Source organism: Streptomyces sp. NPDC033177 (assembly GCF_055577715.1).
This window is the reverse complement of the sequence record NZ_JBVIPS010000012.1, coordinates 113,462-127,093: the sequence shown is the minus strand read 5'-3', so window position 1 is coordinate 127,093 and position 13,632 is coordinate 113,462. Positions and strand designations below refer to the sequence as shown.

Genomic DNA, 13,632 nt, shown 5'->3' with positions numbered 1-13,632 from the left:
GATCAATTCCTAACGGGGGTCTTAGCGGTTGTCCTCCTGGACAATGGCTGTAATGGTCGGGTCGGTCTGTGCGTCCAGGCGTAGTGCGTCGGCAACCAGTCGACGGAGAACAGCGGCCTTATCGGCTCCGTCGCGCAAACAGATGTATTCGATGGCCGCCACCTGTGACAGTTCGGCACGGAAATGCTGTGTCGGACGGGGGTCGCTACTCGGGTAACTCATACGCCTAATACCTCCGCTACTGCGCGGGTCAGGCTTGGGTCGGACAGTGCCATGCCGGAGATGCCTAAGCGTAAAAGAATGTCGAGCGTGGCAGCGCGCGTCTGGCCGTGATACATCGCGATGACGTCAATCGCGTCGACCATCTTCGGGTCGACGTGGAAGCCTTCTCTGTAGGTCACTTCTTCTCCTCAGTGTTGTTGTTCTTGCGTGCTTCCCGGACCCAATCAATCTCGCTGTATCCGTACTCGGCCAGGTAAGGGACTAACGCAGTTCGGAAGATGTCGCCCTCACTGCGACCGGTGGTCGAAGCGATTTCCTTCACGGCGATGTTCATCCATTCTGGTGTCCTGATGTGGTGCAGCTTGTTGGTGTACTGCATTTCAGCTCCTCCTATACCTAGCGCATAAACTGCGCTATATGCTAATGATACCTGATAGTCCCTCTAATGAAGGAGGCATGACGGCTTATCGAATACCCGCAGGTGGAGACCCATAGGACCCTTTCCCTAACCGCCTAATGGGGTTAGCCAGGTACAATGGGATGCATAGTAAGGATTCCCGGTAGGGGAGCTAGGGCAGAGCCAATGCGACATCCCCGCAGGAACCGGCGCATGACCCTAGAGAGCAGGACTCAAGGATTCGGGTAAGCCAGTAGGCGCTAACTGCATAGCCTGACCCGGTGGGCTGACAAGTAGCGTCAGACCGAGGGATTACAGCCTTCAATCGGAACATTCGGTTGGGGCTATTTCTGCTACCTGATAGGGGCGTCTCGGTAGCCATCCTTCGGGGGCGTCCCTGAGCTTCCCTAAAGACGGGTACGCCCACCCATGGGACGGGGGGCAACCGGGATACGTCAACTAGAGCCTGTTAGGGGTACTCCTACGAAGAGACCGCAGGTCAACGCATGCCAATACCGATCGGGGTGTTTGCGTCTAACAGGCTCCGGGCGTAGGCCCTTGCGCACCTCTGCCATCCTTCGCACGCTGAAGTCATGGACACATACGAGCCAGGGTCGGTCTGCTTCTATCGAGACAATGGGCCGAGCGATACGGGCCTAGTGCTACGCGTGGACGCAACAGACCCCGAGTACCCGTTGATCGTGCTGTTCGATGACGGAGTAGATGCCTACTCGCCAGACCAGCTGGGAACGTTCGGGCCGTCCGATATCAGCTAGACCTGGGCGAGACCGAGTCGCCCCGTACGGCCCTGAAAGCCCCTCAGACGTAGCGAGAGGCCCGAACCGAGGAGTTCGAGCCTCTGCGGGCCGTACAGAGCCGCTACGCGGTCAACCTGTGCTCGGGTACGAACGTGCTCCGTAGTCGTGAGTCGGTGGCGGCCCCCTCGTAGATGCCGTCCCCGAGACGCATGGTCATCCCGTACGGGCTGCGCTCGAAACTCACGCTCCACCGGATGAGCCGTTCCCTACGGGCCTGTGCGTCCGTCTGCGCCCACCAATCGGCAAACGGCACACCTGTGTCGGTCCAGGTAGCGGTAGGGGGCCCTACGGGCTTCTGAGCCGCTCGCTCGTGCTTCTGTGCCGTGGCTGCTGTCATCTTGGCGAACTCGACCGCAGTCATCTTGCCCCGCTTGAACTCTTCCGTGATCTGAGTGAGTTGGGATTCCAGTACGGCTAGTTCAACTGCGTTGCTGTCATCCGGAGTTGTCATCTTCTTGAGGATGTTCCGGTTCTTGAACCTCCGCAGGAACACCGTTTCGATCTCCCTGAGCACTTGCTCCGCCGGGTAGGACTGCCCCGTACAGGGCTTCTTCCCCTTAGCCGTATTCCCTTGGCACCGGATACGTGCCTTCTTGTTGCCGTTCTCCTTCACGAAGTACAACGCTTCCCCACACGAACAGTTCAGGAGACCAAGTACCGGACTGGTTCGCTGCGGACCCTTGGAGAATTTACAGACCCGTACGGTCTCCTGTAGGTCGTCGAACTTCTCTTGAGACAAGACCGGTGTGGATCGCATGACCGGAGTTCCATCGGGGTTACGTTCGACGGTTCCGTCTGCCCGCGTGTACCAACCGAGTAGGTTTTTGTTCGTGAGAATGGACTGTACGGCGGTAGCGCTCCACTTCTTGCCGCGCGCTTTAGCCTTCTCCTTACCCAATCGCGTGTTTGTGCTTCCTGCTTTCGCTGCTCGCATACGGGCGATGTCTTGTGAGGTGGGAATCTGATTCTCGTTCAGCCATGTCGCAACGGCGGTGAACGAGCGGAGTTCCCGGAACTTCTCGATCATCTTGAGCAGCCATGGCCCGTAGGTGGGGCAGAGTTCGAGGGTGTATCCCTCGCCGTTCTCTGCGGGTACGGCTACGCGGCCAAAGGGAACCAAGCCACCAGGCCAACGGCCCGTAATCCGCATCGCAATACGCGAGTTGCGGATACGGGCCTTGATTGCGTCTAGCTCTGCCTCTGCCACCACGGAAAGCAGCTTGGCCACCATCCGGCCGAGGGCGGTCGAGAAGTCGAAGCCTTCTTCGACAGATACCAGGGATTTCCCGTGAGCGTCCATCCAGTCGAGCAGGTCGACCAAGTCCCGGTTGGACCTAATGATTCGGTCCATCTTCAGCACGTACAGGACGTCGAACTCGTCCTTACGGTCGTTCAGCCACTTGCCGAGATTCGGGCGGTCCCACGGCGAGTAGTCCGCAGAGACGTCCACGTCGGTAGCGAACTCCACCAATTCGACTTCATCGGCAATGCACCGGTTGCGAATCTTCTTCTTCTGAGTTCCTTCTCCGGTCTGGTTCAGTCCCCCGACTGAAATCCGGGTCACGCCTAGCGCACGGCGAACGGTCATCACGGGCCCCTGAAAGATCAGGTGGGCAACCCGAGGTCCCTGCGCCTCTGTCATCTGGCCACTGTCACCAGGCGGAACAGCCTGGTCAGGGACGAAATTCCCGAGGTTCAAGATCGCAAGAGCGTACCCACCGTTCTCTTCCCGGACGGCTCGACGCTGACGAACCCGTCGCTTGCCCAGGTGAAGCAGAAGCTGGCCTAGCCGACGGTGCCCGGCTTCGGCAGGGGCTTTCCGTACCAGAGCTCGATCAGTCGGGCCGCAATCGAGATCCCGTAGGGAGGCAGGACCTCCCCGGACTCGAATGCGGCCCGCAGGTCTTCCCGGGAGAACCAGCGCGCCTCGGAGATCTCCTCGCCGTCCACGTTGATCTCCGACGACGTGGCGGCGGCCATGAAGCCCAGCATCAGGCTGGAGGGGAACGGCCAGGGCTGGCTCGCGACGTACTCGACGTCGCCGACCGTGACGCCGGCCTCCTCCCAGACCTCACGCCGCACCGACGTCTCGATGGACTCGCCGGGCTCCACGAAGCCCGCGAGCGTCGAGAAGCGGCCCTCGGGCCAGTGCACCTGACGGCCGAGGAGCGCGCGGTCCTGGTCGTCCGTCACGAGCATGATCACGGCCGGGTCCGTACGCGGGTAGTGCTCCGCGCCGCAGGCCTGGCAGCGGCGGATGTGACCGGCCGCCGCGATGACCGTGCGCTCGCCGCAGCGCGAGCAGAAGCGGTGCAGGCGCTGCCAGTTCTCCAGGGCGACGGCGTGCACCATCAGGCCCGCGTCGCGGGGCGACAGGAGGAGCCCGGCCTCGCGCAGGCCCGCGGGGCGCGCCTGCTGGTCCATGCGGCCCGGCAGGGAGTCCTTCTGCAGCGCGAAGTAGCTGACGCCGTCGTCGTCCGTGCCCAGGAAGTAGCGGTGGGCCTCGGTGAGGGGCGCCTCGAAGGACGGCGTCATCACCAGTTCGGTGCTGCCGTCAGGTGTCTCGTCGATGAGTACCTGGCCGCCGGAGACCACGAAGACCCGTGTCGTGGGGTGGCTCCAGGCGGCGGCGAGCCAGGCCTCGTCGAGGCGGTGGTGGGCTGCGCGATCGATGCCGCTCGGTGCGGTGAGCGAGACGGGACGGTCAGCGGTGCGGTCGGTCCAGGTGGTCACAGGTGCTTCCAACTCCCCCGATGGAATGGGTGGTGCGGCAAGGTCGACAGGGCGCGGCTCAGTGTGCATCGGGCCAGTGCTCGGCGAGATCGCCCCACAGGTAGGCCGTCGTCTCGACTCCCTTGAGGAGCAGATCGAGTTCGACCTTCTCGTTCGGTGCGTGCCAGCCGTCGGACGGCACGGAGATGCCCAGGAAGAGCACGGGTGCGGCGAGCACGTCCTGGAGGTCGGCCGCCGGTCCCGAACCGCCCTCCCGGGTGAAGCGGATCGGCTGTTCGAAGGCCCGGCCCATCGCCCGTACGACGGACTGCAGGGCGGGGTGGTCGAGCGGCGTCAGGCACGGGCGCGTGGCGGCGCCGAAGGTGATCGTGTGGCTGATTCCGTTCGGCAGCTGGTCGGCGACCCAGGTGCGTACGGCCTCTTCGACGCGGTCCGGGTCCTGGCCCGCGACGAGGCGGAAGGAGAGCTTCAGGAAGGCGGACGACGGGACGATCGTCTTGCCGCCCGGTCCTTGGTAGCCGCCGCCGATGCCGTTGACCTCGGCGGTGGGGCGGGCCCAGATGCGCTCCAGGGTGGTGTGGCCCGCTTCCCCGTGGGTCGCGTGGGACTTGGCCGTGCGCAGCCAGCTCTCCTCGTCGAAGGGCAGCTCGGCGAAGAGTTCGCGCTCGCGGTCGGTGAGTTCGGTGATGCCTTCGTAGAAGCCGGGTACGGCCACGCGCGCGTGCTCGTCGTGCAGCGCCGCGACGAGGCGGGCGGCTGCGGTCGCCGGGTTCGGGACGGCGCCGCCGAAGGAACCCGAGTGGATGTCCTGGTCGGGGCCGCGCAGCTCGATCTCGCAGTCGGCGAGGCCGCGCATGCCGGTGCACACCGTGGGGGTGTCCTCCGCCCACATTCCGGTGTCCGAGACGATCACCGCGTCGGCCGCGATGCGCTCCTTGTGCTCCTCGATCAGCGCGCGGAAGTGCGGGGAGCCCGACTCCTCCTCGCCCTCGATCAGGAGCTTGAGGTTCACGGCGGGGGTGGTGCGGCCGGTGGCGGCGAGGTGGGCGCGGACGCCGAGTGTGTGGAAGAACACCTGGCCCTTGTCGTCGGCGGCCCCGCGCGCGTAGAGGCGGTTGCCCTGGACGACGGGCTCGAAGGGGTCCGTGTGCCAGCCGTCCTCGCGGGCCGCGGGCTGCACGTCGTGGTGGCCGTAGACCAGGATCGTGGGGGCCTGCGGGTCGCCCGAGGGCCACTCGGCGAAGACGGCGGGAGCGCCGGCCGTCTGCCAGACCTCGGCGGTCGGGAAGCCGGTCTCCTTGAGCTGCGCGGCGAGCCAGTCCGCGCTGCGCCGCACGTCCTGTGCGTGGTCGGGCTGTGCCGACACCGAGGGGATACGCAGCCACTCGGCGAGGTCGTCGAGGAAGGCGGCACGGTGGGTCTGAATGTACGTACGAACGGCGCTGACGCCACTGACGTCACTGTCAACGGACTGGCTCATGGTCACGAGCCTAGCCGCCCCCGGGAGCCGTTTCGTCCGGTGGTTCGTCACCCGACTGCCTGCCCGGTTCCGCAAGGAGGATCCGCTCCAGTTCGGCCCGGCCCGGCAGGTGCGCGGGGCGGGAGATCTCGCCGCTGCGCACGTAAAGGAACGACGCCTTCACGGACTCCGGGGGCACGTCGTGCAGCTCGGCCCAGGCCAGGCGGTAGACGGCCAGCTGGAGGGGAGCGGCGGTGCGGGTGCGGCTGGTCTTCCAGTCGACGATCTCGTACGTCACGTCGTCGCCGTCGACCTCCTTGTAGACCGCGTCGATCCGGCCGCGGACCACACGGCCGGCGAGGGTCAGCTGGAAGGGCACCTCGACGCGGTGCGGGGTGCGGTGGGCGTACTCGGTGCGCTCGAAGGCCTCCTTGAGCGCGTCCAGGTCGCGCTCGTCGGCGATCTCGGCCTCTCCGGGGCCGCCGCCCGGCAGGTCCTCGGGACCGAGCAGCGGGAGGCGCAGCTCCTCGAAGCGGGTCTCGATCCAGGCATGGAAGCGGGTGCCACGCCGGGCCGCGGGCTGCGGCGGGCGGGGCATGGGGCGCGCGAGCTCCTGTGCGAAGCCCTCCGGGTCGGCGGCGAGGCGCAGCACTTCGGACGCGGTGAGCGATGACGGTACGGGGATGTCCCTGACCGCTTCGCGGGCGCGCAGGAGTTCGCCGGTGAGGGCGTCCAGGTCACGGTCCCAGGAGGCGAGCGTGCGGGCCTCCTCCGGGGTGAGGCGGGAGTCTTCCTGGTCGACGGGCGAGGGGTGCGGGCGGGCCTTCGGCTCAGAGGGCGGGGCGGCTGCCTGGTGCGGGATCGCCGGGCGGGCCGATGTCCAGGAGTCCCAATCCCCGGGGCCGGCGTCCCCGGGGTCGGCGTACGGCGGCTCCTCGTCCTCCGGAGGGGGCGGCCAGTCCGGGTCCTCGGCGGGCGGCACGTCGTCGTACGCCGAGGGGTGGGGCTCCTCGTGCGAGCGGGCGTCGTCCGGCGCCCCCTCGCCCGCCGGTTCCCCCGTCAGGCGGTCCAGCTGCGTGAGGACCGTATGGGCGGCGGCCCTGCGGCGGGCGAGGGACGTGTCGTCCAGCGGGAGGGGCCACGCGTGCTCGGCGGCGCCTTCCGCCAGGGCGGGATTCTCCTCTCCCTCCTCCGGTTCGTCGGCCCAGGCCTCGATCTCCCCGTGGCCCACCGCGCAGTGGTCGTACAGCGCCCGGAGGAAGTCCGAGGGGCCGCGCGGCTTCTTCTGCGAGGGGCCCCACCAGTGGCCGGAGCCCAGGAGCAGCGAGCGGGGCCGGGTGAACGTCACATAGCCGAGGCGGAGCTCCTCGGTGCGCTGGTGCTCCTTCATGTCCTCATGGAAGGACTTCATGGACCGGGAGTCCCACGCCTCTATGTCGGGCAGGGTCGCCGCGTCGCCGCGCAGCGCGTGCGGGACGGCCTTGCCCTGGGCCGTCCATTTCTCGCGGCCCTGGGCGCTGGGGAACGTCCCGGTGACCAGGCCGGGGACGGCCACGACGTCCCACTCCAGACCCTTCGACTTGTGGGCGGTGAGCACCTTGACCGTGTTCTCGCCGCCGGGCAGGGCGTTGTCCAGGCCCTTCTCGTACTGCGCGGCCGTCCGCAGGAAGGCGAGGAAGGCCAGCAGGCTCGCCCCGCCGTCGTTCGCCGCGAAGGACGCGGCGACGTCCAGGAAGTTCGAGAGCGTCTCGCGGCGGCGGGCCGCCAGGGCGTGCGGTGACGCGGAGAGTTCGACCTCCAGGCCCGTGACGGCGAGCACCCGGTGCAGCACGTCCATCAGCGGGTCGGCAAGGGAGCGGCGCAGATCGCGGAGTTCGGCCGCGAGACGGGCGAACCGCACCCTCGCCTCCGGCGAGAAGGGCAGCCCGTCGTCCTGCGTGTCCCCCTCCAGAGGCGTCTCCAGGAAGGTGTCGAGCGCGTCCGCGAGCGATATCACCTCGGCCGGGTCGACCCCCTCGACCGCTTCCGCGAGCCGCCGGTCCGGGTCGTCGTCCGGGGCCGCGTGCCCACGGCGTACGAGGAGGCGTGCGCGGCGGCCTAGGAGGGCGAGGTCACGCGGGCCGATGCGCCAGCGCGGGCCGGTCAGCAGGCGTACCAGGGAGGCGTTGGCGCCCGGGTCCTGGAGCACCTCGCAGACGGCGACCAGGTCGGCGACCTCCGGGAGGTGCAGAAGTCCGGAGAGGCCGACGACCTCCACGGGGACGTCGCGGGCCACCAGGGCGCCCTGGATCTGCGCGAAGTCGGTGGCCGTGCGGCACAGGACCGCGATCTCGCCGGGGGCCTTTCCGGTGCGCACGAGGTGCGCGATGGAGTCGGCCAACCAGTCGATCTCCTCGGCGTGCGTGCGAAGGAGGGCGCAGCGCACCATGCCGTCGCGCTCGGCGCCGGGCGCGGGCCGCAGCGCCTCCACGCCCGCGTGCATCGCGCGCAGGGGCTCCGCGAGGCCGTTCGCGAGGTCCAGGAGGCGGCCGCCGCTGCGGCGGTTCTCGCTGAGGGAGTGGCGGGCCGCGGGGCGCCCGTCGGCGTGCGCGAAGTGCTCGGGGAAGTCGTCCAGGTTCGCCACGGACGCGCCGCGCCACCCGTAGATCGCCTGGCAGGGGTCGCCGACCGCCGTCACGGGGTGTCCCGTGCCGCCTCCGAAGAGGCCCGCCAGGAGGATGCGCTGAGCCACCGAGGTGTCCTGATACTCGTCGAGCAGGACGACCCGGAACTCGTCCCGCAAGATCTCGCCGACCTCCGCGCGGGTGCGGGCCAGCGTCGCGGAGAGGGCGATCTGGTCGCCGAAGTCGAGGAGGTCGCGGGCGCTCTTCGCGTCCCTGTAGCGGCCGACGAGCTCGGCCAGTTCGAGCCGGGTGGCCGCCGTCTCCGGCACCTTGCGCAGGTCGGCGTTGGAGAGCTTGGCGCCCTCCAGGGCGTGCAGCAGTTCGGTGTCGTACGCGCGGAGCTTCTCGGGACGTACGAGGTGCTCGGCGAGCTCGCCGTCGAGCGCGAGGAGGTCGCTGACGAGGTCGGGGAAGGAACGGGTCAGCGCGGGATACGGGCCCGGTGCCTCGCGCAGCACGCGCGCGGCGAGCTGGAAACGGGTGGCGTCGGCGAGCAGCCGGGCGGTGGGCTCGAGCCCTATGCGCAGCCCGTGGTCGGTCAGGAGACGGCCCGCGAAGGCGTGGTACGTGGAGATGACCGGCTCGCCCGGAGGGTGGTCCGGGTCGAGGGCCTCGGGGTCGGTGACCCCGGCCTTGATCAGCGCCTGGCGCACCCGCTCGGCGAGTTCACCGGCCGCCTTGTTCGTGAACGTCAGGCCGAGGACCTGCTCGGGGGCGACCTGCCCGGTGCCGACCAGCCACACCACGCGGGCCGCCATCACCGTCGTCTTGCCCGACCCGGCTCCGGCCACGATCACCTGCGGGGCGGGCGGCGCGATGATGCAGGCCGTCTGCTCCGGGGTGAACGGGATGCCGAGGAGCTCTTTGAGCTGCTCGGGGTCGGTGATACGAGGTGACACGTCAGAGAGGCTAGCGGCGGCCACTGACAATCGGGGCGGACCCGGGTGTCTGTGACCGCCGTCGCTCCTGGGGTCAGGACTTCATGAGCTCTTCCATGTCCATGACCTCGCTCGGCGCCGGGGCCTTGACGGCGACGGGCTTGCCGTAGTCGGAGAAGCTCATCGTGCCCGGGTCCTCCTTGCCGGTCGTGACGACCTTCAGGAAGTAGGGCTTGCCCTCGGCGGCGACGTAGAAGGTGCTCTTCTTGCCCGACTTCTCCTTCGTGAGGACGGCCGCCTTCTTACCGTCGACCTCGGAGTCCTTCTCGCGCTTCATGTCCTTGAGGTCCTTGGACCGGAACATGGCGTCGGGGTCGCAGGCACCGCCGTTCTCCCCGGTCGGCGTCTTGACCCACTTGTCCTTGAGGGCCGCGGCCTTGCCGCTGCCGCCCATGGCCTTCTTCCAGTACGCCTCGTCACCCTTCATGTACTGGGTATCGCCGGACACGAGCAGCTCGGCGGTGCCGGCCGCGCCGCCGCCTACCTTGCCCTTGCAGTCACCGGACTTGGCGACCGAGAAGTCGACCTTGACTGTCTCGGCGTCCTGCTTGCCCTCGCCGGAGACCCTGAAGGAGCCCGCGTCCTTGGACGCGTCGGACGCCTTCTTGGCGATCTTGTCGGCGCTCATCCCCTCGAAGGGGTCCTTCTCCTCGCTGGAGCAGCCCGTGATGCCGACGAACGCGGTGGCGCAGGCGACTGCCGCGGCCAGGAGCTTCCGGTTGGCTGCCATGTCTGTATCTCCTCGGGAAGGTGCACGATCGGAGGGTCCGGTGGTGCAGTAATCAGCTTTACGGCGACTTTAGATGGCCTGTGAGGCTGCTATGAACGCGCGTGCCCCAACGTGAGCTTGGCCACCAACCGCACTGACGCCGCAGCCGTCACTCCACGACCTGGCGTCCCTCCGGCCTCGCGCTGCACGAGACGCGGAAGGCGCAGTGCGTGCAGTGCTGGCCCGTGGTGGGTGAGAAGCGTTCGTCCAGGACCTTGCCGGCCGCCGTGGCGAGCAGGTCGCCCACCCACTCCCCGGCGAGCGGCTCCTGGGCCTGCACCTTGGGGAGGGTCTCGCCGCCGTCCTTCTTGGCGGCACCCTGACGCAGCTGCACCAGTTCCGCGCCGCCCGCCTCCGGGCGTACGCCCTCGAAGGCGTCGTCGACCGCGCCCTCGCGCAGCGCGAGCTGGTAGACGGCGAGCTGCGGGTGCCGGGCCACCTCTGCGGCGGTGGGGGTCTGCTTGCCGGTCTTGAAGTCCACTACGTAGGCACGGCCCTGCGCGTCCTGTTCGACGCGGTCCATGGAGCCACGCACGCGTACTTCGTACGGCCCCGCTTCGAGGGTCACGTCGAAGTCGTGCTCGCTGCTGACGGGGGTGCGGGCCGATCGGTCCATCACATGCCACTGCAGGAAACGTTCGAGCGCCACGCGCGCGTGCTCCTTCTCCTGCGCCGACTTCCAGGGGGCGTCGAAGGCCAGCGCGTCCCAGACCGAGTCGAGGCGCTCCATGAGGACGGCGAGGTCGGCGGGTGTCCTGCCGGAGGCCACCTCGTCGGCCAGGACGTGCACCACGTTGCCGAAGCCCTGGGCGGCCGTCGCGGGGGCGTCCGCCTTCACCTCGCGGCCGAGGAACCACTGCAGGGAGCAGGTGTTGGCGAGCTGGTCCAGGGCGCTTCCGGAGAGCACGACGGGCTTGTCGCGGTCCCGCAGGGGGACCTCGCTTGCCGTCGGCTCGTACATGCCCCACCAGCGGTACGGGTGCGCGGACGGCACGAGGGGGCGCCCGTCGGCGTCGCTCAGCGCCGCGAGCCGGGCCAGGCGGTGCGCGGCGGCCTCGCGCAGCGGCTCCGAGACCCGGGGGTCGACGGTGGTGGAGCGCAGCTCGGCGACGAGCGCGGAGACCGACAGGGGGCGGCGCGGACGGCCCGTTATGTCCTTGGGTTCGACGCCGAGTTCGGTGAGGAAGCGGGACGGCTGGTCGCCGTCGTCCGCGGGTGCCTTGACGGCGGTGACGACGAGGCGCTCACGCGCGCGCGTGGCCGCCACGTAGAACAACCGGCGCTCTTCGGAGAGGAGCGCTCCGGGAGTGAGGGGCTCGGCGAGGCCGTCGCTTCCGATGCGGTCGGCCTCCAGGAGGGAGCCGCGGCGGCGCAGGTCGGGCCAGAGGCCTTCCTGGACACCGGCGACCACCACGAGCCGCCACTCGAGGCCCTTGGAACGGTGCGCCGTCATCAGGCGTACGGCGTCGGGGCGTACCGCCCTGCGCATGAGGGTGTCCGCGGCGATGTCCTGCGCCTCGGTCTCCTCCAGGAAGTTGAGGGCGCCGCGCCCTCCGGTGCGCTCCTCCGCGCGGGAGGCGTACGCGAACAGGGCGCAGACCGCGTCGAGATCGCGGTCCGCGTTGCGCCCCGAGGCGCCTCCGCGGCGCGCCGTCCGCTCCAGGCGGCGCGGCCACGGCGTCCCGTCCCACAGCTCCCAGAGCGCCTCCTCGGCGGTGCCGCCGCCCGCGAGACGCTCCCGGGCCTTGCGGAGCAGCGCGCCGAGCCGCTGGGCTCCACGCGCGTACGCGGGGTCGTGCGCGACGAGCCGCTCCGGCTCGGCGAGAGCGCGCGCGAGGAGGTCGTCGGAGGGCGGCGGAAGGTGGTTCCCCGCGGCGCGCTCCTCCGCGCGAAGGGCGCGCCCCAGACGGCGGAGATCGGCGGCGTCCATGCCGGCGAGGGGGGATGTCAGGAGGGTCAGGGCGGTCTCGGTGCCGAGCCAGGCGGAGGCCGTGGCTCCGGGGGCAGCCTCACTCTCGGCCTCCGGCTCACCCTCGGTCCCAGCGGGCGGTCCGTCCGATACCACCGCCGTCGCCACCGCCCGCAGCGCCGTCAGAAGGGGCGTGACCGCCGGTTCGTGGCGCAGGGCGATGTCGTCGCCGTCGATGTCCAGGGGGACGCCGGCCGCGGTGAGGCTGCGGCGGACCGCGGGGATCGTGTGGGCTCCCGCGCGGACCAGGACCGCCATCTCACCCCACGGAACGCCGTCCTCCAGGTGCGCGCGGCGCAGGATGTCCGCGATGTTGTCGAGCTCGGCGCCCGCCGTCGGGTAGGTGTACGTCTCCACGCGGCCGCCCTCCCTGACCGCGGCCAGCTCCCGGTGGGCCCGCACCTTGTCCGCGGGCAGCCTGGTGAGCGGCATGCGGCGGGTGAGCAGGCGGGTGGCCGCCAGGAGGCCGGCGCCGGACCTGCGCGAGGTCGTCAGGACCTCCACCGGGGCCGCGGTGCCGTCCGCGCGCGGGAAGCGGTCGGGGAACTCCAGGATGCCGTTCACGTCGGCCCCCCGGAAGGTGTAGATCGACTGGTCCGGGTCGCCGAACGCGACGAGGGACCGCCCGCCGCCGGCAAGTGCGTGCAGCAGCCGCACCTGCGCCGGATCCGTGTCCTGGTACTCGTCCACGAACACCGCGTCGTACTGCGCGCCGAGCGCCCGCGCGACCTCGGGACGCCGCGCGAGCAGCACCGCACGGTGCACCAGTTCCGCGTAGTCGAGCACTCCTTGCATGTCGAGTACGTCCAGGTACTCCGCGAGGAACGCCGCCGCCGCGCCCCAGTCCGGGCGCCCCGCGCGGCGGGCGAAGGCGTCCAGGGCGTCGGGACCGAGGCCCAGTTCACGGCTCCGGGCGAGCACCGCGCGCACCTCGTCGGCGAAGCCCCGCGTCGTCAGGCAGGCGCGCAGCTCGTCCGGCCAGCGGACGTGGGAGCGCCCCTCCCCCGCCAGGTCGATCTGGCCCGCGAGGAGCTCGCGTACGGCCACGTCCTGTTCGGGGCCCGAGAGCAGCCGGAGCGGCTCGACGAACAGGTCGGTGTCCTGGTGGGCGCGGATGAGGGCGTAACAGAAGGAGTGGAAGGTCGTCGCCTGCGGGGCGTTGGCCGCTCCTATGCGCAGCGCCATGCGGTCGCGCAGTTCCACCGCGGCCTTGCGGCTGAAGGTGAGCACCAGGACCCGCTCCGGCTCCGTGCCCTTGGCGATCCGCGCGGCGACGGACTCCACGAGCGTCGTCGTCTTGCCCGTGCCGGGCCCCGCCAGGACGAGCAGTGGCCCTCCGGGGTGGTCAACCACCGCACGCTGCCGTGCGTCAAGACGAGGGGGGTCCACGCGGACCGGCGGGGTACGCACCAGCCGATAGGCACCCTGGGTCCCCTGTCGCGCCTGGAGGTGCGACGGGTGCCGGGTGTGCCGGGCGGAAGAAGTGGAGCTCACGTGGGTCGCCGGTCCTGGTGGGTGTACGTGGTGAAAAACGGCTGCGCGGTGGCTGCGGGATGAGAGAGCGGGGTGAGAGCAATGCGTGCGGTCGACGCTACGCCAGCGGGCGTGCGGGACGCGGGGCTTCCCCCGTACGGGCCACCGGCCCCCCGCGACACCGCGGGATG

8 protein-coding genes and 1 pseudogene are annotated in these 13,632 nt (G+C 69.5%); 1 reads left to right on the top strand and 8 read right to left on the bottom strand.

Features of this window, described 5'->3' with window-relative positions; genetic code table 11:
* Positions 1 to 218 precede the first annotated feature (218 nt).
* The 3 genes from ACZ5U5_RS35270 to ACZ5U5_RS35260 form a co-directional block, all read right to left on the bottom strand.
* On the bottom strand, positions 219 to 401 hold the full coding sequence (locus tag ACZ5U5_RS35270; RefSeq protein WP_469030083.1) for a hypothetical protein: 183 nt from the start codon (positions 399 to 401) through the stop codon (positions 219 to 221).
* On the bottom strand, positions 398 to 601 hold the full coding sequence (locus ACZ5U5_RS35265; protein ID WP_469030080.1) for a hypothetical protein: 204 nt from the start codon (positions 599 to 601) through the stop codon (positions 398 to 400). The genes ACZ5U5_RS35270 and ACZ5U5_RS35265 overlap by 4 nt, the downstream gene beginning before the upstream one ends.
* A gap of 897 nt (positions 602 to 1,498) precedes the next feature.
* Positions 1,499 to 3,079, bottom strand: a complete 1,581-nt coding sequence (locus ACZ5U5_RS35260) for a recombinase family protein (RefSeq protein ID WP_469030077.1) — start codon at positions 3,077 to 3,079, stop codon at positions 1,499 to 1,501.
* Between the two features lie 63 nt (positions 3,080 to 3,142).
* Between ACZ5U5_RS35260 and ACZ5U5_RS35255 the strand changes: the two are divergent.
* A pseudogene (locus ACZ5U5_RS35255) lies at positions 3,143 to 3,226 on the top strand (thioredoxin domain-containing protein); the annotation flags it as partial.
* Here ACZ5U5_RS35255 and nudC read toward each other — a convergent pair.
* The 5 genes from nudC to ACZ5U5_RS35230 form a co-directional block, all read right to left on the bottom strand.
* Positions 3,223 to 4,170: an NAD(+) diphosphatase gene (gene nudC, locus ACZ5U5_RS35250; protein WP_469030074.1), complete on the bottom strand. Its 948-nt coding sequence runs from the start codon at positions 4,168 to 4,170 to the stop codon at positions 3,223 to 3,225. The pseudogene ACZ5U5_RS35255 and the gene nudC overlap by 4 nt on opposite strands.
* A 58-nt stretch (positions 4,171 to 4,228) precedes the next feature.
* Positions 4,229 to 5,650: a dipeptidase gene (locus ACZ5U5_RS35245; RefSeq protein WP_469030072.1), complete on the bottom strand. Its 1,422-nt coding sequence runs from the start codon at positions 5,648 to 5,650 to the stop codon at positions 4,229 to 4,231.
* Positions 5,651 to 5,660: 10 nt separating this feature from the next.
* The gene (locus tag ACZ5U5_RS35240) at positions 5,661 to 9,191 is read right to left on the bottom strand and encodes a UvrD-helicase domain-containing protein (protein WP_469030070.1); all 3,531 of its coding nucleotides are present in this window, start codon (positions 9,189 to 9,191) and stop codon (positions 5,661 to 5,663) included.
* Positions 9,192 to 9,264: 73 nt separating this feature from the next.
* Positions 9,265 to 9,960: a hypothetical protein gene (locus ACZ5U5_RS35235; RefSeq protein ID WP_469030067.1), complete on the bottom strand. Its 696-nt coding sequence runs from the start codon at positions 9,958 to 9,960 to the stop codon at positions 9,265 to 9,267.
* 148 nt (positions 9,961 to 10,108) lie between these two features.
* On the bottom strand, positions 10,109 to 13,462 hold the full coding sequence (locus ACZ5U5_RS35230) for an ATP-dependent helicase (protein WP_469030064.1): 3,354 nt from the start codon (positions 13,460 to 13,462) through the stop codon (positions 10,109 to 10,111).
* Positions 13,463 to 13,632 lie beyond the last annotated feature (170 nt).

Bases quoted from the DNA above. Each gene is read 5' to 3' on its own strand.
- ACZ5U5_RS35245 (WP_469030072.1), bottom strand. From the start codon at position 5,650: ATGAGCCAGTCCGTTGACAGTGACGTCAGTGGCGTCAGCGCCGTTCGT.
- ACZ5U5_RS35235 (WP_469030067.1), bottom strand. From the start codon at position 9,960: ATGGCAGCCAACCGGAAGCTCCTGGCCGCGGCAGTCGCCTGCGCCACC.
- ACZ5U5_RS35265 (WP_469030080.1), bottom strand. From the start codon at position 601: ATGCAGTACACCAACAAGCTGCACCACATCAGGACACCAGAATGGATG.
- ACZ5U5_RS35260 (WP_469030077.1), bottom strand. From the start codon at position 3,079: ATGACAGAGGCGCAGGGACCTCGGGTTGCCCACCTGATCTTTCAGGGG.